Annotated in this window: 18 protein-coding genes; 8 read left to right on the top strand and 10 right to left on the bottom strand. The window is 32.8% G+C overall.

Features of this window, described 5'->3' with window-relative positions; genetic code table 11:
- Nucleotides 1-108: 108 nt before the first annotated feature.
- Both ACP7AT_RS07800 and ACP7AT_RS07795 read right to left on the bottom strand, forming a co-directional pair.
- Nucleotides 109-2,070, bottom strand: a complete 1,962-nt coding sequence (locus ACP7AT_RS07800; protein WP_426063779.1) for a KUP/HAK/KT family potassium transporter — start codon at nt 2,068-2,070, stop codon at nt 109-111.
- Between the two features lie 118 nt (nt 2,071-2,188).
- The gene (locus tag ACP7AT_RS07795; RefSeq protein ID WP_426063778.1) at nt 2,189-3,829 is read right to left on the bottom strand and encodes a hypothetical protein; all 1,641 of its coding nucleotides are present in this window, start codon (nt 3,827-3,829) and stop codon (nt 2,189-2,191) included.
- A 117-nt stretch (nt 3,830-3,946) separates the two neighbouring features.
- Here ACP7AT_RS07795 and ACP7AT_RS07790 point away from each other — a divergent pair, with 117 nt between their 5' ends.
- Nucleotides 3,947-5,008: an oxidoreductase gene (locus tag ACP7AT_RS07790; protein WP_426063777.1), complete on the top strand. Its 1,062-nt coding sequence runs from the start codon at nt 3,947-3,949 to the stop codon at nt 5,006-5,008.
- 69 nt (nt 5,009-5,077) lie between these two features.
- Here the strand turns inward: ACP7AT_RS07790 and ACP7AT_RS07785 are convergent, their stop codons facing one another.
- The 4 genes from ACP7AT_RS07785 to ACP7AT_RS07770 all read right to left on the bottom strand — a co-directional run bounded on the left by ACP7AT_RS07785 (nt 5,078) and on the right by ACP7AT_RS07770 (nt 7,748).
- Entirely contained in the window at nt 5,078-5,536 is a 459-nt protein-coding gene (locus ACP7AT_RS07785; protein ID WP_426063776.1) for a sensor of ECF-type sigma factor, read from the bottom strand.
- A gap of 42 nt (nt 5,537-5,578) precedes the next feature.
- Nucleotides 5,579-5,992: a hypothetical protein gene (locus ACP7AT_RS07780; RefSeq protein ID WP_426063775.1), complete on the bottom strand. Its 414-nt coding sequence runs from the start codon at nt 5,990-5,992 to the stop codon at nt 5,579-5,581.
- Nucleotides 5,993-6,022: 30 nt separating this feature from the next.
- A complete protein-coding gene (locus ACP7AT_RS07775; RefSeq protein WP_426063774.1) occupies nt 6,023-6,565 on the bottom strand; it encodes an RNA polymerase sigma factor in 543 nt (180 codons plus the stop codon).
- Nucleotides 6,566-6,626: 61 nt separating this feature from the next.
- Nucleotides 6,627-7,748, bottom strand: a complete 1,122-nt coding sequence (locus ACP7AT_RS07770) for an SRPBCC family protein (protein ID WP_426063773.1) — start codon at nt 7,746-7,748, stop codon at nt 6,627-6,629.
- A gap of 552 nt (nt 7,749-8,300) precedes the next feature.
- On the opposite strand from ACP7AT_RS07770, the gene ACP7AT_RS07765 reads away from it, so the two are divergent.
- Nucleotides 8,301-8,690, top strand: coding sequence for a hypothetical protein (locus tag ACP7AT_RS07765; RefSeq protein WP_426063772.1), 390 nt, complete (start codon nt 8,301-8,303; stop codon nt 8,688-8,690).
- 98 nt (nt 8,691-8,788) lie between these two features.
- Here the strand turns inward: ACP7AT_RS07765 and ACP7AT_RS07760 are convergent, their stop codons facing one another.
- Nucleotides 8,789-9,856, bottom strand: a complete 1,068-nt coding sequence (locus ACP7AT_RS07760; protein ID WP_426063771.1) for a branched-chain amino acid aminotransferase — start codon at nt 9,854-9,856, stop codon at nt 8,789-8,791.
- A gap of 300 nt (nt 9,857-10,156) precedes the next feature.
- On the opposite strand from ACP7AT_RS07760, the gene mnmD reads away from it, so the two are divergent.
- Together mnmD and ACP7AT_RS07750 are read left to right on the top strand one after the other, a co-directional pair.
- Nucleotides 10,157-10,828, top strand: a complete 672-nt coding sequence (gene mnmD / locus ACP7AT_RS07755; protein WP_426063770.1) for a tRNA (5-methylaminomethyl-2-thiouridine)(34)-methyltransferase MnmD — start codon at nt 10,157-10,159, stop codon at nt 10,826-10,828.
- A gap of 156 nt (nt 10,829-10,984) precedes the next feature.
- Nucleotides 10,985-11,182, top strand: coding sequence for a hypothetical protein (locus ACP7AT_RS07750; protein ID WP_091208837.1), 198 nt, complete (start codon nt 10,985-10,987; stop codon nt 11,180-11,182).
- A gap of 32 nt (nt 11,183-11,214) precedes the next feature.
- Here the strand turns inward: ACP7AT_RS07750 and ACP7AT_RS07745 are convergent, their stop codons facing one another.
- Entirely contained in the window at nt 11,215-12,159 is a 945-nt protein-coding gene (locus ACP7AT_RS07745) for a LysR substrate-binding domain-containing protein (RefSeq protein WP_426063769.1), read from the bottom strand.
- Nucleotides 12,160-12,256: 97 nt separating this feature from the next.
- Between ACP7AT_RS07745 and ACP7AT_RS07740 the strand changes: the two genes are divergently transcribed.
- The 4 genes from ACP7AT_RS07740 (at nt 12,257) to can (ending at nt 15,612) form a co-directional block, all read left to right on the top strand.
- Nucleotides 12,257-12,736 carry a Dps family protein gene (locus ACP7AT_RS07740; protein ID WP_426063768.1) on the top strand — a complete coding sequence of 160 codons (480 nt, stop codon included), beginning with the start codon at nt 12,257-12,259 and terminating at the stop codon, nt 12,734-12,736.
- Nucleotides 12,737-12,828: 92 nt separating this feature from the next.
- Nucleotides 12,829-13,137: a hypothetical protein gene (locus tag ACP7AT_RS07735; RefSeq protein ID WP_426063767.1), complete on the top strand. Its 309-nt coding sequence runs from the start codon at nt 12,829-12,831 to the stop codon at nt 13,135-13,137.
- A gap of 85 nt (nt 13,138-13,222) precedes the next feature.
- The gene (locus ACP7AT_RS07730) at nt 13,223-14,866 is read left to right on the top strand and encodes a SulP family inorganic anion transporter (protein ID WP_426063766.1); all 1,644 of its coding nucleotides are present in this window, start codon (nt 13,223-13,225) and stop codon (nt 14,864-14,866) included.
- A gap of 110 nt (nt 14,867-14,976) precedes the next feature.
- A complete protein-coding gene (can, locus tag ACP7AT_RS07725; protein ID WP_426063765.1) occupies nt 14,977-15,612 on the top strand; it encodes a carbonate dehydratase in 636 nt (211 codons plus the stop codon).
- 264 nt (nt 15,613-15,876) lie between these two features.
- Here can and ACP7AT_RS07720 read toward each other — a convergent pair whose 3' ends face one another.
- Both ACP7AT_RS07720 and ACP7AT_RS07715 read right to left on the bottom strand, forming a co-directional pair.
- Complete coding sequence (locus ACP7AT_RS07720; RefSeq protein WP_426063764.1) at nt 15,877-17,460, bottom strand: DHA2 family efflux MFS transporter permease subunit; 1,584 nt, start codon at nt 17,458-17,460, stop codon at nt 15,877-15,879.
- Between the two features lie 78 nt (nt 17,461-17,538).
- Nucleotides 17,539-18,618 carry an HlyD family secretion protein gene (locus tag ACP7AT_RS07715; protein WP_426063763.1) on the bottom strand — a complete coding sequence of 360 codons (1,080 nt, stop codon included), beginning with the start codon at nt 18,616-18,618 and terminating at the stop codon, nt 17,539-17,541.
- Nucleotide 18,619: the final 1 nt, after the last annotated feature.

Below are 18,619 nucleotides of genomic sequence, written 5' to 3'. Positions count from 1 at the left end.
GATCGAATGTTATATTTTAAACAATGAATGTTATTGATTTTAATTTTTTTGCATAAAAAAACACTGCATTTAAAACAGTGTTTTTCTATATTTTAAAATGAAAAAAGTTTATTTTACCCTTGTTAATGCGATCTTCTCAGGCGCGTGAAGCACCATTGGAAACTTTTCGATTTTAACAGAACTGCTGTCTAAACCAAAGGCTCTTTCTTCGGATAAACTTAATTTTTTAATTAAGAAATAAGAGTTCATAATTATTTTTTCATGCCATCTTAAGTCACTGTCGTTAGAAAGGAACTTTTCAGACAATACAAATTTGAAATCACCGATGATGTTATTTTTGTTCAAAGATTCGTAACGGCTGGTAATATCAACTTCTCCTTTTTGGACCATATCCTTGATAACTTCCTTAAACATCAGGTTGATTTTAGTAGGTTCTCTAAAGCCTAAATTGAAGTCTACACGGTACAAATCATCTTTTACTATTTCAGTTACCTTATATTCTGTTTTGTAAGGTTCCGTTAATATATTAACATGAACAAACCAGTAAATATCAGCTCTTTTTGGTCTTTTTTGTAAAATAGAATACATTACTTTTTCTTCTATTTCATCCACTCTTCCGGCATTGGTCATGTAAACTAAATGTGTTGCATATTTCGGTATAGATAAGTCAGTACTTAATTCACCAAGAACTTTTTTATAATCCTCAATTTTAACAATTTTAGTGTAGCTTTTATTAATTTGCTTCGCTAAATACCAAATGGTCATTATACTAATTAAAGCGATTGCTATTAAAAGCGTTACATAACCACCTTCAGCGAACTTAGTAATATTGGCTACCAAAAAACTAAATTCGATTATTAAATAAATAGTAATCAATGGTACAATGAAATATAATTTTACTCTTTTCAATATTAAATAAAAATTAAGTAAAATAGTGGTCATAATCATACACAAGATAATGGCCAGACCGTAAGCATGTTCCATATTGCTGGATTCTTCAAAGTGCAAAACTATTCCAACACAACCGATAAACAACAACCAGTTGATTGATGGAATGTACAGTTGGCCTTTCAATTCAGTAGGATATTTGATTTTTACTTTTGGCCAAAAATTCAATCGCATCGCTTCATTTATCAAAGTAAAAGATCCGCTAATTAATGCTTGCGACGCAATTACGGCAGCAAGTGTAGCAATGACAATTCCGATAGGTTGAAACCAGTCTGGCATTATTAGGTAAAAAGGATTTCCGTTTTCTCCACCCAAACTTTGTAATGTTTTTCCCTCGTGTTGAATTAAATAAGCTGCTTGACCAAAATAATTAAGCACTAAAGCAGTCTTTACAAAAATCCAGCTGATTCTAATATTTTTTCTGCCGCAATGTCCCATATCCGAATATAATGCTTCAGCTCCCGTTGTACAAAGAAATACAAACCCTAAAACAAAAAAGCCTTCCGGATGAATCGTCAATAAATGATAAGCATAATATGGGTTGATTGCTTTAAAAACCTCAGCATGTTGAGAAATCTGTGTAATTCCCAAAACAGCAAGCATACTAAACCAAATCAGCATCATAGGTGCAAAAAATTTACCGACTAATTTGCTTCCAAATTGCTGAATTGTAAACAACACAAATAAAATACCTATAACAATTGGGATTGTATTTATTTGTGGATAAAATGTTTTTATCCCCTCTATTGCAGACGATACTGAAATCGGGGGTGTTATAATTCCGTCAGCGAGTAAGGCACTTCCACCGATTATTGCTGGGACAATCAGCCATTTAATTTTTGTTTTTTTGACTAAAGCATATAAAGCAAAGATTCCACCCTCGCCATTGTTGTCAGCACTTAAAGTGATGATGACGTACTTTATGGTGGTCTGTAAAGTAAGTGTCCAAAAAACTGCTGAAACGCCTCCTAAAACAATATCTGCATTAATGATATGATCCCCAAGTATAGCTTTCATTACGTATAAAGGCGAAGTTCCGATATCGCCATAAATTATTCCCAATGAAATTAATAAACCTCCTAATGTCAATTTGCTATGCAAGTCCTTGTGCGCTGTGCTCATGTATAATTTTTAAAAAACTGGTTCAAATTTACACTTTTATAATAAATTAGCGCTTTTTATTTCATAAAAAAAATACGGCTAAATGAGCCGTGTTTTTTTACTTTTCTGATACCGTTTTTTAAGATCTTCCGTTGTCATTTCTGGAAGAATTGCCTCTGCTTTGCGATTCTCTTCTTTGTGATTCTCCTCTTTGTGGTTCAGCTTGACTAGAAGGATTGGTTCTGCCTTGTGATTCTCCTCTTTGAGAATTTCCTCTTTCTGGCGATGCCTGACCAGAAGAACTGGTTCTGCTTTGAGAATAATCTCTTTGAGAATTACCTCTTAGTGGTTCAGCTTGACTAGAAGGATCGATTCTGCCTTGTGATTCTCCTCTTTCCGAATTTCCTCTCTCTGGCGATGTCTGAGTAGAAGGACTGGTTCTGTTTTGAGAATACCCTCTCTGAGAATTTCCTCTTTGTGGCGTTCCCTGAGTAGAAGAATTAGTTCTGTTTTGAGAATACTCTCTTTGAGAATTTCCTCTTTGTGGCGTTCCCTGAGTAGAAGAATTAGTTCTATTTTGAGAATACTCTCTTTGAGAATTTCTTCTTTCTGGCGATGCCTGAGTAGAAGGATTGGTTCTGTTTTGAGAATACTCTCTTTGAGAATTTCCTCTTTCTGGCGATGCCTGAGTAGAAGGATTGGTTCTGTTTTGTGAATACTTTCTTTGAGAATTTCCTCTTTCTGGCGATGCCTGAGTAGAAGGATTGGTTCTGTTTTGAGAATACTCTCTTTGAGAATTTCCTCTTTCTGGCGATGCCTGAGTAGAAGGATTGGTTTTGTTTTGAGAATACTCTCTTTGAGAATTTCCTCTTTCTGGCGATGCCTGAGTAGAAGGATTGGTTCTGTTTTGAGAATAATCCCGGGACGAACCTGACCTTTGTGCTGAAACTCCACCTCTTGTAGTGTTCATTCTGTTTTGCGAATTGTCTCTTTGAGTTTCAGTTCTTCTGTTTGAGTAACCAACTTCATTTCTAGAAGCTCTTCTCTGATCTAATTCATAACGGTTTGTTACATTAACATTTCTTCTTGAAAACGAATAATTCGGATTTTGTCTTTCGTAACCATTTGAACGTCTTGAATTGTGTAAAACTACAGCACGATTACTTCTTCTGTTGTTAACATAATTATAATTGTTATTGATGTTCAGACTAATGTTAATATTATTTCTATAACGGAATACAGGAAATGGATTCCATGCATAATAATAGGAAGGATAATATCCCCAATTCCAAGTAGAGTAATAAGGATGATAATTAGGTGACCAGAATGAAGCATATATTAAAGGAGTGGTATAATAGTCGGGCTCATAAATATAATTTTCACCATACATGAAAACATCTCCAACCACTTGAACGTGAATTTTATTGTTTCTGTCTTTTTCAACATCAATTGTAGCAACATCTTGGTAAAAATCATCATCAAGGACAGATTGAATAATAATTAAATGCGTTCTATTTTCGACGGTTTCAATAACCCGTAAATAGTCAACTTGATTGTCGTCGTTTAAATCTAAATTTGATATTTGAAGTTCAGGATCATTCAGGCGTCTTTCAAAATCCTGTAAGTCTCTAGAATCCCCAAAAATAGAAGCAACAGCTCTTAGATCAAGATTATCGCTGATTTCGGCATTCATTGCATTTACTGATGTTCTATCTTGCGCTTGCGTTTGTGTTGCGAAAACAGAGGTCAATAGACTCAATAATAGTAATTTCGTTTTCATAATTAAATGGATTAAGTTTTCCCTTTTTTTTTCAAGATCCAATTATTATGCCAATTAATATTAGTCGCTATTTGTGTTTTGATTATTAATTGTAAATTAGCCCTAAAATGTATGAAAATGAAAAATATTTTTTTAATTATATTGGTTGTAATTGTTCTGGTGTCTTGTAAAACAGCTGATTATAAATTAGTGAATTTAAATAGAATTAGTTTTCAATCTGTTATAATTGATACGCTTTTTCAAGATAAAATAAGTATTAGAGCGATTCTGATTGATGAAAATAAAATTTGGTATGCTGCAGATAAAGGAAGATATGGTTTCTACAATTTAAATACCGGTCAAAAATTGGAGAACACCATTATCAAGGATTCTTTAAAACTTGAATTCAGAAGTATTGCCCAAACAGCGAAGCATTTATTTATTTTAAATGTTGCAAATCCGGCGTTGTTACACCGAATTTCAAAAGATGGAAAAGAAACAAAAATAGTGTACCAAGAAAATCATGAAAAAGTTTTTTATGACAGTATGCAATTTTGGGATGATAAAGAAGGTATTGCCATTGGAGATCCAATCGCTGATTGTCTTAACATCATTACGACACGCGACGGAGGAAATTCATGGAATAAAATTCCGTGTGATAAATTGCCAAAAGTGTTGGATGGCGAAGCCGCTTTTGCGGCAAGCAATACTAATATTGTCATCAGAGAAAATAATACATGGATTGTTTCCGGTGGAAAAAAATCGAGGGTTTTTTATTCTTCCAATAGAGGAAATAACTGGACTGTTTATAATTCTCCTATTGTGCAAGGCAAAACGATGACCGGAATTTTTACGGCTGATTTTTATGATGCAGATAACGGATTTGTAGCCGGAGGTGATTACGAAAACAGAAATCAGAACTACTCCAATAAAGCTATTACAGCAGATGGTGGAAAAACATGGACGCTTACAGCTGAAAATCAAGGTTTCGGATATGCTTCTTGCGTACAATATGTTCCTAAAAGTAACGGTAAAGGTCTTGTTGCTGTTGGTTTTTCGGGAATTCATTATTCTTCTGACAGCGGCGTTTCATGGAAACAATTGTCAACCGATTCAACTCTGAACACAATTCGCTTTACAGATGAACAAACCGCTATCGCAGCGGGACAAAATAAAATGATTCGCATTAATTTTAAGTAAAAAAAAACCTAAGTTCCAAAATAACATGGTACTTACGGTATTTTTTTAACTGTGAAAATAAAAAAGCGATTATTTCTTCTGGCCTTTATTACGGTATTGATGTAATAATTTTCTATTGAAATCTTCCTCTGCTTTTCGGAGTTTAATAATTTTTACTGAAGGCAGTATTTTTCTCAAATTTAGAGTGAATTTTTTTCGAAGTAAAAATAATTCTTCTTCGGTATCTTCCATTTGAATTAAAAAATTATTAGCTTCTTTTTCGGTTATTTTATCTAATGAACCGTCACTCATTCTTTTCATAAAAGCTCTCATTTTTTGATGTCTTAATTCAAATTGTTTATCATCAAAAGTGTTGTAAAGAGGCCAGAATTTCTCTGCTTCATTTGTTGTCAAGTCTAGTTCTGTCGTAAAAAAAGCGACCTTTAACGTTTTTATTTTCTCTTTTTTTTCTTGCATACTTTCACCTTGAGCGTAAAAGCTGACTGAAACAAACAGCAATAATAGGGGTAATAATTTTTTAAAATTCATTTTATGTTTTTTTAAAATTTTAGCTTAAAGGATATTTGTTATTTATTCTAAAATTAGATTTTCCAAATTTGAATTGGTTGATAAAACGTCCTCTATAGCTTCATCTTCTAAAACAATACTTGTATTCATGTTATTAATATCCTCGGTTTCCAAAACACGGAGCAAGTCATATTGGTTTACGTTTGATTGATAATTAATGTAATTTTCCAGTGCAATTCTATCCAATGCTTGAGAATTGGCTGTTGAATAATTTAAAGATGGAATCATCAAGGCAATTACTAAAACTGCTGCAACCATCAGTAATATATTTTTTCTTTTTTGAAAAATGGAAATTACTTTTGGTTCACTCGCAGGTAATTGTTCCATCATTTTGACCGAAAAATTTTCAAAATAATCATCCGGTGTTTTAAATCCGGTTTCAATTTTAGGCTCGTTTTCTAATTTAAATGCTTTCATATTTTTTAGACATGATTATTGCGAAAAGGTTTAATTGATCGATACATAAGTTTCTATTTTTTTTACTGCTATGTGATAGGATGCTTTTAATCCTCCCACCGAAGTTCCCAAAATTTCCGAAATTGCTTCGTACTTGAGTTCTTCAAAATATTTCATTTTAAAAATCAGCTGTTGTTTTTCTGGCAACAATGCAATCGCTTTTTGTAATTTTAGTTGAATTTCATTACCATCAAAAAAGACGTCGGCTTCCAGATTGTCGAGCGTTTTGTTTTGCAATATTTCAGATGAAATGCTACTTAATTTTGATTTTTGTTTTAGAAAAGTTAAGGCTTCATTGGTCGCAATACGGTACATCCATGAAAAGAGTTTGCTTTCTCCTTTAAAATTTTTCAAATGTTGAAATATTTTAATAAAAGTATTTTGCAGAACATCATCGGTATCATCGTGGTTCAAAACGATGTTACGAACGTGATTGTAAAGAGGTCTTTGATAATCCAATATCAAACGCTGAAACGCTTGGTTTTGCGTTTTAGGGTTTAACAATCGTTTTATAAATTCCTGTTCTTCTAGCAAAATTTTTATTTTAAGGTTAGAATGGAATTTATTAAAAAGGTTTAATCGTCGTAAAACAATTTTAAAATTCGGATTGCTCTTCTTCTTTAATGATAGCCGGTTCCGGTGTTTTTACTGCTTCCACTTTCTTGATGACAGGTGTTACATAAGAATTGACAGGAATTGCTTTTGGTGTAATAGGGTAGTAAATTTCAGTGACCCATTTCGAAGGATTCTTAATTTGGGATCGGCTTTTTGTGAAAATTTCTAAATGTGAAAACACAGGATATACCGCAATTCTATTAGCGTTTATGTATTCTTTGGTTTTATCCAATGCTTTTCTACTATGGGAATAATCGCCGGTCAAAGTTGTTTTGACTGCATCAAAAGGTTCTAACTTATCCGCTAAAATATCACTTCCCGAGCTCGTTAATATTTGACTTTTTATTGGTACACAAAAGGATAATTTGGTCAATCCGTTCGCTAAATCATAAGTGTGATAAAGTATAAACGGTTTGCCATTTAATTCAATATTATTTTGTTTGCAGAATGTAATGATTTTATAAAATACGACTCTGGAATTTTTAGTAACACTGGAAATTTTACTGGTAAAGGTTTGTTTTAAGTAAAAAGTACCGGATTTTTTTGTTAATCCATTCACTTTTACAGTGTATGTATTTAGTTCAAAATCAAGAGTTTTGTCAAGACTAGCCAAGCTTTTTTCATATATTTTGCCAATGAAATGGTCAATTCCACCGTTGAATGCAGTGTAGACTTTCATAGAAAAACTCATTTTTCCGATGGTTTTCCAAGTAACTTTTGTGCCTCCAACCGTATCTTTAAATTTCCAAAAAACCAAAGATTCCGTACCGCCAAAATTCATTTTTTGAGATATACTATCGTTTTCTTTAACAAAAAGAGTTTTTATATTTCCTGTTCCATCTTTTCCCTCCCATGAATACGATGCTCCAGGTCCGATTGTTACAGTAGAGTAATTTATTTTCATTTGCGGATCTTCTGTAATCCAAGAACCAAAATCTTCCCAGTTTCTGAAATCATTAACAAAACTAAACACATTTGATTTTGGAGAATTTATGATTTGACTTCTTTCTACAGTAAAATCTCCTTTTTGAGTGGCCACAAAAATGGATAAAGCCACAAAACTAAGTAGCAGTAAAAGAAATAAATATTTTAAAATCCTCATAATACACAGGTTTATTAATTTTTGTAAAGTTAAAGATTTAATTTACAAGTAGCAGAAAGTGTTAAATAAATATAATGTCATTTTTACATCAAAAATCGTAGTCAAAAAAGTTAATTTTCTGAAATGAATCTTGGTGATTAAACGAATTGAGAATAACTAATATTTAAAACTGTAATCTAGCTTTACAAAGCAGAAGTAAGGAATTTGATTTGGAATGATAAAATAGTAAGGAAATAAAAAAGTCCACTGAAAAGTGGACATTATTTCTTTATTTTAAGAAAATTAACGTTTGAAAAACACTTTTATTAAAAATAAAATTCCAATAAAAATTCCAAATCCTATCAGAATTTTGTAATTTCCTTTGTAAAACTCTTGATGTATTTTTATATCTTTTCGGTAAGAATAAATTGCAGCAATAATAAATGCAATAAAAAATAAGCCTGCAAACACTAATTGACCTTGACTAAACATAGTTTAAATTATTTTAGGCAAATTTAGTTAATAGTTTAGAAATAGTTGCTAATTTGCCTTTTCATTTAATAAAATAAAAAGATGCAAAAACAGATAAACTCAGTCAAAGAATTTCACACGGCTTTTAAAATAGGCCACAGTGAAGTTCCCACCGCTAATTTAGGAGAAAGTAAACATGAGCTCCGCTATAATTTAATGAAAGAGGAAAACGAAGAGTATCTTGAAGCAGTCAAAAACAATGATTTAATAGAAATTGTGGATGCATTGGGTGACATGATGTACATTTTGTGCGGAACTATTATCGAACATGGTTTACAACATAAAATAGAGGCCGTTTTCGATGAAATCCAACGGAGTAACATGAGTAAATTAGATAAAGATGGAAAACCTATATATCGGGAAGATGGAAAAGTATTGAAAGGTCCAAATTATTTTAAACCAGATTTTTCTAAAATATTTGAGAATACTTAATTAGCGTCCTAGCAAACTAAATTCAGCCAAAATAATAGAAAACAAAAAAGCGATTTTCAGAGTGAAAATCGCTTTTTTAAAATTATAAAATGTTGAATTTATACTTTAACAGTCCACCCAAAAGTATCTTCTTCCAGTTTATTTTGGATATTAGTCAACTTATCTTTTAATTGTATTGCCACAGTTTTTTCGATTTTTGGCAATTCATAATAAACATCCTGATAGGAGAATCCAGAAATTGGACTAACGACAGCTGCTGTTCCAGCGCCAAAAATCTCTTTTAAAGTTCCGTTTTTAGAAGCTTCAACAAGTTCAGAAACCAATACGGGACGAACCTCTACATCAATACCTTCACTTTTAGCCAAATCAATTAGTGTTTTTCGGGTTACACCATCAAGAATTCTTTCACTGACCGGAGCTGTTAGTAATGTGTCATTTATTCGAAAGAAAACATTCATCGTTCCTGCTTCTTCCAGTTTAGTATGCGTTGCATCATCGGTCCAAATTACTTGTTGGAAACCTTCCTTATTCGCTAACTCAGTAGGGTAGAACTGTGCAGCGTAATTTCCGGCAGCTTTAGCAGCCCCAATTCCTCCATTGGCAGCTCTACTGAAATGTTCAGCTATCAATACTTTTACATCGCCTGAATAATAAGAAGATACAGGAGATAAAATAATCATAAATTTATAAGCATTTGATGGATTTGCAATTACACCAGTTCCAGTTGCAATCATAAACGGTCTGATATACATGGCGTTTCCTTTTCCTTTTTTGATCCAGGCTTTGTCTAATTGTAACAATTGCTTTAGACCATTCATGAAAATTTCTTCTGGAACTTCCGGCATAGCCATTCTCACTGCTGATTTATTAAAACGATTGTAATTTTCATCAGGTCTAAAAAGCCAAATAGCATCAGTGCTGTCTCTGTAGGCTTTCATCCCTTCAAAAATAGCTTGGCCATAATGAAAAACTCTTGTTGATGGGTCTAACAAAAAAGGGGCATAAGGCTTAATAACTGGCTCTTGCCATTCCCCGTTTTTAAAATCACATTCAAATAAATGATCCGTAAAAACGGAACCAAAGTTTAAGTTGTCAAAATCTACCTCGTTTATTTTTGAAGTAGAAGATTTTATAATTTCAATTTTGTTAGTTTGAGTTGTACTCATAGTAATGTATTGTTTTTTAATTTTTTTAAAATGATGAGTTAAAACTTAAAAGAATCTGGTTTTCACAAATTGGCATTTAATTTTTGCAAAATTAAATAAAAATCAGCAAATTACTTATCAAAACAATATTAATTATAGTCTTTGACTAAGATTTATTTACGTTTTAAAAAATTAGAAATAAATAAGTTTAATTCTCTCGATTACATAATAAATTGTGCTTTTTCATCAGTAAGCGTAATAGTTTTTATTAATTTTGACAAGTATTAGAATTTTAAATCAATACAAATAAAGCGTATAATTTTGAAAAGAGAAATAATCCAGACACTCGATGGTTCAACAACCATACATATATCAGAATGGGACGAATGTTATCATTCTAAACACGGAGCCATTCAGGAAGCAAGACATGTTTTTATAAAAAATGGTCTTTCCTTATTTCAAAACCAGAAAGTTGCTATTTTGGAAATAGGATTTGGCACTGGTTTAAATGCTTTTATTACACTTTTGGAGGCTAAAAAAATGCAGCAAACTATCGATTATGTTGGAGTAGAAGCCTATCCAATTTCAACTGATGAAGTTTTGAAGATGAATTATGTGACCGAATTAGAGGCAACTCAGGAAAGTGCGATTTTCGATATTATGCATGAAAGCAATTGGGAAGAAAAAATTGTTTTGAATGATGATTTTACATTGACTAAAAGGAAACAATTCTTTGAAGAAATTAACGATGAAAATAAATTTGATTTGATTTATTTCGATGCTTTTGGATACAGAGTGCAACCTGAACTATGGAGTACGGCAATTTTTGAAAAAATGTTTAAAGCGCTTAAACAAAATGGAGTGCTGGTTACGTACGCTGCCAGAGGTGTGGTTAAAAGGAGCATGATCGAAGTAGGTTTTACTGTCGAGAAGCTTGCGGGGCCACCAGGAAAAAGGGAAATGTTTCGAGCCCTGAAAAACGAACTTAAATAGTTAAAGTGTTTGTTTTCAATTATTTATTTTTCTCTGAATTTTTCTTCATCTAAAATAAAAAACTAAAAACTTCGTTAAATAATAATAGTGTGATTAAAATTACTGTATTTTTACGAAGCTTTATTAAAAAAATCTAACTTAAAATCTTCATTTATTATGTCGAAAATCATGTATGATTATACAAAATCTGTCTTAGAAAGAGTAAGTTTTGATCCGTTGCTTTTTTGCAAAGAGTTAGAAAAAGCCATCAAAATGTTGTTGCCTTATGAAATGGAGCAACTGCGAGAATGGTTATTGAGTTATACCATAGGAAAACCAGAGTTGAAACAATGTTTACTTATAGTAAATTCATAAAGGAAAGGAACCGCAAAAAACGGTTCCTTTTTTTATTTTTTATGTATCGAACTTATAATTTGAACGTTCTGAAAAACAATAGCGCCTTTTATGACGCCGGCAATTGTGCTCCTAAGGGCTTCAATTATCTGGATTTTCAATTCGCTTTTTGGGTATATAAGGCTTACTTCTCTGGCCGGTTTTGGTTCCTTAAAATGTCGTAATTTTAATTTGTCAGTTTCTTTTAAATCCAAGGTGTGTAAATAGGGGAGCAATGTTGTTCCTAAACCCTCGTCGGCTAATTTTATCAGCGTTTCAAAACTGCCACTTTCTATTTGAAAATGACTCGTTTCACTTTTACCAGTGTTGTTTTTACACAAATTCAATATTCCGTCACGAAAACAATGTCCATCTTGTAACAACAGGATTTCATCTAAGTTTAGATCGGAAACTTCTATTTCCTCCTTTTGAAAATGATGATGACTTTCCGGAATGTAAGCTACAAATGGTTCAAAATATAATACAATTTCTTTGATTTTCTCTTCCAGTAAAGGAGTCGCGGCTATCGCTGCGTCAAGATGACCATTTTTTAGTTTTGTTATTATTTCGTCCGTATTGAGCTCCTCGATGATGAGCTTTACTTTTGGGTATTTTTTTATAAAATTATTCAAAAACATCGGCAAGAGCGTAGGCATAATCGTTGGAATTATTCCCAATCTGAATTCACCCCCAATAAATCCTTTCTGTTGCTCCACTATATCTTGGATACGATCGGCTTCATTGACAATATTTTTGGCTTGATTGACTATTTTTTGACCAATATCAGTTAGTTGAATCGGTTTTTTGGTTCTGTCAAATATTTGAATACTTAATTCCTCTTCAATTTTCTGAATTTGCATGCTTAATGTTGGTTGCGTTACAAAACATTTCTCAGCAGCAAGTGTGAAATTTTTGTGTTCGGCCACAGCCAAAACATATTTTAATTGAGTAATTGTCATCTTTTATAATAATATCTGATGCAAATATAAAAACAATCAATTTGACTTATAGTGTAAAGTTGCTTTTTCTTACCTACGTTTGTATAAAATAAAAATAATGAAAACAAATATTTTAGGATTACCCGTAAAAGAATCAGAATTGATAGTAAATGAATTAAATATTTTGTTGTCAAATTTTCAAGTTTATTATCAAAATTTAAGAGGAATTCATTGGAATATTAGAGGAAAACGTTTTTTTGATTTGCATGTAAAATTCGAAGAATTATACACTGATTCCCAAATTAAGATTGATTTGATTGCCGAAAGGGTTCTTACAGTTGGCGGGACACCGCTTCATACTTTTGAAGATTATATAAATAATAATCAATTAGTTGTAGGTAAAAATATTTCTAACGATGAAAAAGCAGTTCATTTGATTGTTACTTCCTTGTCCTATTTATTAAAAATAGAAAGAGAAATTTTAAAAAAATCCGGTGAGATTAATGATGAAGGAACAAATTCGATGATGAGTGATTTTATTTCTGAACAAGAAAAAACAATTTGGATGATGCAGGCGTGGCTAGAAGAAAGTTTGTAATAAATTGAAAACCAGATGAAATCAATTGATTTTTTACTGGTTTTTTTTTAATGTTAATTTTTTTAAAATTTAGGATATTGGATGTTTTTTTTATGAACTATTATTCTATTTTTGCTACAATGAAAATGATCTCTAAAATATTCTTAATCATATTTATTGCGTTTCTTGCCACACCAACAATAGTTACTGTGATTGAGAAAAGCGCTGATATTTCAATTTTCTACACTGTCTCTGAAGAAGAACATGCTCAGAAGGAAATCAAGACATTTTTTTATTTGGATAATTTTTTAGATGTAATCCTTCCCGCAGAATTAACTTCAAGCGCCATTTTATCTGAGAATTTATCTAAACACGATAATATAACGGCTTCCATATTTATTCCTCCGCCTAACGAAGTTTAATGCACAATTTTTGATTATATTTTTTTAATCAATTTTCACATGTAGCATGTGAACAACTGTTTTTATTCACTTTTAGTTAGGTATTATGACAAAAAAAATTAATCTTTTTGCTAACCTTAAATCCGATTTTGCGTCTGGTTTAGTGGTTTTTTTGGTTGCGCTACCGTTATGTTTAGGTATTGCAATGGCTTCGGGTGCTCCTTTATTTTCAGGAATTATTTCAGGAATTATAGGAGGGATAGTAGTGGGTTATTTAAGTACTTCTCACATAAGCGTTTCTGGACCGGCCGCCGGACTTACGGCAATTGTTCTAACAGCAATTACGGATTTAGGGGCATTTGATATTTTCTTGACAGCAGTCTTTTTTGCAGGTCTGATACAATTGATACTTGGATTTGCGAAAGCCGGAAGTATTTCTAATTATTTCCCAACGAATGTTATCGAAGGAATGCTGGCGGGTATTGGAATTATAATTATTCTGAAACAATTGCCGCACGCATTTGGATATGACAGTGATTTTGAGGGAGATCAAGCCTTTTCGCAAACGGATGGCAGTAATACTTTTTCAGCGTTGTTTAATATTTTTGATTACCTCCAAATAGGTTCTATAGTTATTACGTTAGTTTCTATGGCAATCATAATTTCTTGGGATAATTTTCCATTTTTTAAAAAACTAAAATTAGTTCCGGGAGCATTAATTGCCGTAACTGTTGCTGTTATTTTGAATGAAATATTCATTGGCAACGGGAGTGCATTGGCGATAGGGAAAGAACATTTAGTTTCTTTACCGGTTCCATCGTCATTCGAAGAATTTAAATCAATTATCGTCACACCTAATTTATCTGGAATTATGAATCCAAAGGTTTGGGTAGTAGCATTTACGATTGCTATTGTAGCTTCGATTGAGACACTTTTGAGTATTGAAGCATCAGACAGGATGGATGTGCAAAAAAGATATACTGACACCGATAAAGAATTAAAAGCGCAAGGAATTGGTAATATGGTGAGTTCTTTATTAGGCGGTTTACCATTGACTTCTGTAATTGTTCGTTCTTCGGCAAACAATAATTCTGGGGCAAAGTCTAAGATGTCAACCATTATTCACGGATCATTATTGTTAATTAGTGTACTTGCTATTCCGGTAGTTCTTAATAAAATTCCATTAGCAACTTTAGCAGCCATCTTGATTTTAGTGGGATATAAGCTGGCTAAACCTGCTAGATTTATACATTTTTGGGAAAAAGGAAAATATCAGTTTGTTCCTTTTATTGCTACATTATTAGCAGTTGTATTTTTGGATTTGTTGAAAGGAGTAGCTTTGGGAATCATCATCAGTGTTATTTTTGTTTTAAAAGGGAATCTTAAAAGAGCTTATTATTTTAGAAAAGAGGAATATGAAGATGGAGATGTGATTCATATCGATTTAGCTCAAGAAGTTTCTTTCTTAAACAAAGCAGCCATCAAACAAACATTAAGTCAAATACCGGAAAATTCTAAGGTTATCATTGATGCAAAAGATACGGTTTATATTGCGCATGATATTTTGGATTTGATCCATGAGTTTAAAACTACCAGAGCTGTAGACAATAACATTAAAGTTAAATTAAAAGGATTTAAAAAAGCATATCAGTTGGAAAACAGCACGGATATACAAAAATACGTTACTATTGAGCATTATTACGATGCCGCAAAACGAGTTATGGTAAAAAAAGAAATGACAGAGGAATAATTTTTTCAAAAATAAAGCGAAAAATAATTAGGAATTTAAATTCAAAAAAATGTTTCTTTACACCTAATGACAAAAAATATACGTTTGTATAATTATTAATAAAAAAAATTATGAGCGATTTTTATAAAAAAATATTGGAGAATAATAAAAAATGGGTTGAAACTTCGTTAGCAAGCGATCCGAATTATTTCCAAGATCTTGCTAAAGGTCAAACACCACCATTATTATGGATTGGTTGTTCGGATAGTCGCGTTCCTGCAAATGAAATCGTAGGTGCAAAACCGGGTGAAGTTTTTGTACACAGAAACATCGCTAACATGGTTGTTCATTCTGATATGAATATGTTGAGCGTATTGGATTACGCAGTAAACGTTTTGAAAGTCAAACACGTTTTAGTTTGCGGACATTACGGTTGCGGAGGTGTAAAAGCAGCAATGGGAAATGATTCTATTGGGATCATTGATAACTGGATTCGCCACATCAAAGACGTGTATCGTTTGCATAATACGTACTTGGATTCTATTCTGGACGAAACAGAACGTTTTAACACTTTCGTAGAATTGAACGTAAAAGAACAGGTTTTTGACCTTGCTAAAACATCAATTGTTCAGGCAGCTTGGAGAAATGGTCAAGATTTGACGTTACACGGATGGGCTTACGGATTAAACTCCGGTTTTGTTACCGATTTAGAGGTTAATATCAGTTCTGAAAAAGATTTGGATGAAGTTTACCAGTTGAAATTTTAAGTAGCGAATTACATTCCAAAAGCGGATCACGACAGTACATAAAATCTTATACAATTTTATAATTAATTGAAATAATGATGAGCTCGATATTGTGTCGGGCTCATTCTTTTTAGATTTAGTTTAATTCTATCTGCTATCGTATTTTTTAAAGGATCACAATTTTTACGTAATGATAAGTATTTTTCTTAAAACATTAGCATAATATTTACAGCTCCGATGAAGGAATGCATCAAATGCTGTTTATCTTTCAGGTATATTTCAATATTAATGCATGGCATCGGCAGGATTGATTTTGTTTTTTCCTTTTTTTATCAAAAGTATAAAAGGAATACACAACAAAAATAATGCGCCTAAGTACAAAAAGATGTCCATATAAGATAATACGGAACTTTGAACCATTACTTTATATTCAATGGCTTTGTAGGCTTTTGCCAAAGCTTCATTTTCTGAATAGCCTTTAGACATAAATCCCATTTTTAGTTGTTGCACTATTTTTTGTACTTCATAAGAAGTTGAATTCAGATGCGAAATAAGATTCACGCGGTGTTCCTGATTGAATCTAGCAATAAAAGTAGTGATAATAGCAATTCCGAAAGAACCTCCCAATTGTCGCATCATTCCTGTAAAAGCGGCTCCTTCGCCAATGCTTTTTCCTTTTAAAGTGGACAAGGAAAGTGTAGAAATAGGAACAAATAATAATCCCAATCCAATTCCTCTTAATATCAGTGGCCAGTACAGATGTTCTGCACCAGAATCTGGTGTGATTACCTGTTGCATCCAATACGTAAAAAAGAAAAATAACAAGAATCCTGCTGCCACCATATACGTTTGCGGTATGCCACGCTGAATCATTTTACCAATAAAAGGCATCATAATTCCGGTAGTAATGGAACTTGGAATCAACAGTAAACCGGCATCTAAAGCACTCCAGCCCAATACGGATTGTGTGTAAATAGGGATGATAAAAGTAGAGCCATATAATCCGAAACCTAGAATAAAACACATTATGGTTCCTACTCTCAGGTTGGTGTCTTTCAAAACTCTTAAATTTACTATGGGATGTTGATAGGTAAGTTCTCTCCAAATAAAAAGCACTAAACCAAAAACAGAAACAACAGTTAACAATACAATTGTGTTATTATTGAACCAATCGTCTTGCTGACCATGCTCCAGAACGTATTGTAAGGAGCCAATAAAAGCGGTTAATAGAACGATTCCCCACCAATCGACTTGACTGGCTTTAAGTTTATCTCCATATTTAGGGCTTTTTACAAAAGACAAAGTCAGTAATGTCGCGATAATCCCGATAGGAATGTTGATGTAAAAAATATAAGGCCATGAAAAATGATCCACAATATAACCTCCCAAAGGCGGGCCAAGCGTTGGTCCTACAATAACTCCCATTCCGTAAATAGCTTGCGCCATTCCTCTTTTGGCAACAGGATAACTCTCGGTAATTATGGTTTGTGCTGTCACTAATAAAGCGCCACCACCCAATCCTTGAATAAATCTAAAAGTGACTAATTCCCAAATATTATTGGCGTTCCCACATAAAAAGGAAGCAACCGTAAATATAATTATGGAAACCGCAAAATAATTCCTACGCCCAAATTGTTGTGATAACCAACTGGTCATGGGAATAACAATTACATTCGCAATGGCATAAGCGGTAATTACCCAAGCCACATCAGTAAGTGACGCACCAAGACTGCCTCGCATATTGTTCAATGCCACATTTACAATTGTAGTATCTACAATTTCAAGCATAGCACAAAGAACGGCTGTAATGGTAATGATGACTCTCCTAAAGCCATATTCTACTAAATCGTCTTCTCCCGTTTGTACCATTTTAAACTAAAGTGTAAACTATCATTTTCTTAAAACTATTGCCGTTTTTGACATTTTAGAACCTGCCAAAGTTTTGATTTATTTTAAATGTACGTCGACATCCACATTCATTCCCGCGCGAAGTAATTTTATTTTTTCAGGATCGTTTGTTGTGCTTAAACTTATTTTAACCGGTAATCTCTGAATTGTTTTTACAAAGTTTCCTGTAGCATTATCAGGAGGAAGTAATGAAAAACGAGAACCTGTAGCAGGAGAAAACGAAGTAATTGAACCTTTAAAATCATAACCCGGATACGCATCTACTTTTATGGTAACTTTTTGTCCGATTACCATTTTGTTCAATTGCGTTTCTTTAAAATTAGCAATTACCCATGCCTCCTTGTTATTGATGATGTAAAATAAAGATTGTCCCGGTTGTACTAATTGTCCCGGTTGAATGTCGATTTTTGAAACCTGACCATCAATTGCAGCAGTTACAGCAGTGTAACTCAAATTTAATTTTGCGGCATCTAATATTGCTTGAGCTCTTTTGATATTCGCAGCAGCCACTTCCGTTTGTTTGTCTGAAACTTTCGATTTAGCTACAATAACTGATTTTTGAAAAGCCGTTGCTCGCTGTTGTTGTTGTAAAACACGTATTTGGCTTTCTGCTTCAAGTTTTGCGGCTAAAGATTGCTCATATTGTTGTTTTGTAATCGAATGGCTTTTGAATAAATTCTCATATCGGTTGTAATCACTCGTAATGCGACCCAATCTTATTTTTGCCGATTCGATATTTCCGCCCGCTGATTGCACATTGGCATCAGAAACTGAAATGTTAGCCAAAGCACTTCCAATATCCGCTTTAGAAACTTCAAAACTGCCTTCAGCACCAACCATTGCAGCATTAGCTTCTTCAATTTTTAACTGATAATCTCTTTTGTCAATTGTAAAAAGCGTGTCGCCTTTCTTTACAAAATCATTGTCTTTGATATATACTTTATCCACATATCCCGAAACTCTAGGAATTATAGGATTCATGTTTTTTTCAATTTGCGCATCGTCTGTTTCTTCATGAGCCAAGGAATGCCTATATTTATAAGTTCCGTAAGTACCACCTAACACTACCAAGGCCACTAGGATAATAATAAATTTTGAATTCTTTTTTTTCTTTTGCATG

The sequence above is a fragment of the Flavobacterium sp. DSP2-3-1 genome, assembly GCF_049896865.1.
Lineage (GTDB): Bacteria > Bacteroidota > Bacteroidia > Flavobacteriales > Flavobacteriaceae > Flavobacterium.
This window is presented reverse-complemented; position numbering and strand designations above follow the sequence as displayed.

Coding starts and splice junctions, on each gene's coding strand:
- ACP7AT_RS07800 (WP_426063779.1), bottom strand. CDS start 2,070: ATGAGCACAGCGCACAAGGACTTGCATAGCAAATTGACATTAGGAGGT.
- ACP7AT_RS07795 (WP_426063778.1), bottom strand. CDS start 3,829: ATGAAAACGAAATTACTATTATTGAGTCTATTGACCTCTGTTTTCGCA.
- ACP7AT_RS07790 (WP_426063777.1), top strand. CDS start 3,947: ATGAAAAATATTTTTTTAATTATATTGGTTGTAATTGTTCTGGTGTCT.
- ACP7AT_RS07785 (WP_426063776.1), bottom strand. CDS start 5,536: ATGAATTTTAAAAAATTATTACCCCTATTATTGCTGTTTGTTTCAGTC.
- ACP7AT_RS07780 (WP_426063775.1), bottom strand. CDS start 5,992: ATGAAAGCATTTAAATTAGAAAACGAGCCTAAAATTGAAACCGGATTT.
- ACP7AT_RS07770 (WP_426063773.1), bottom strand. CDS start 7,748: ATGAGGATTTTAAAATATTTATTTCTTTTACTGCTACTTAGTTTTGTG.
- ACP7AT_RS07765 (WP_426063772.1), top strand. CDS start 8,301: ATGCAAAAACAGATAAACTCAGTCAAAGAATTTCACACGGCTTTTAAA.
- ACP7AT_RS07760 (WP_426063771.1), bottom strand. CDS start 9,856: ATGAGTACAACTCAAACTAACAAAATTGAAATTATAAAATCTTCTACT.
- ACP7AT_RS07750 (WP_091208837.1), top strand. CDS start 10,985: ATGTCGAAAATCATGTATGATTATACAAAATCTGTCTTAGAAAGAGTA.
- ACP7AT_RS07745 (WP_426063769.1), bottom strand. CDS start 12,159: ATGACAATTACTCAATTAAAATATGTTTTGGCTGTGGCCGAACACAAA.
- ACP7AT_RS07740 (WP_426063768.1), top strand. CDS start 12,257: ATGAAAACAAATATTTTAGGATTACCCGTAAAAGAATCAGAATTGATA.
- ACP7AT_RS07735 (WP_426063767.1), top strand. CDS start 12,829: ATGAACTATTATTCTATTTTTGCTACAATGAAAATGATCTCTAAAATA.
- ACP7AT_RS07730 (WP_426063766.1), top strand. CDS start 13,223: ATGACAAAAAAAATTAATCTTTTTGCTAACCTTAAATCCGATTTTGCG.
- can (WP_426063765.1), top strand. CDS start 14,977: ATGAGCGATTTTTATAAAAAAATATTGGAGAATAATAAAAAATGGGTT.
- ACP7AT_RS07720 (WP_426063764.1), bottom strand. CDS start 17,460: ATGGTACAAACGGGAGAAGACGATTTAGTAGAATATGGCTTTAGGAGA.
- ACP7AT_RS07715 (WP_426063763.1), bottom strand. CDS start 18,618: ATGCAAAAGAAAAAAAAGAATTCAAAATTTATTATTATCCTAGTGGCC.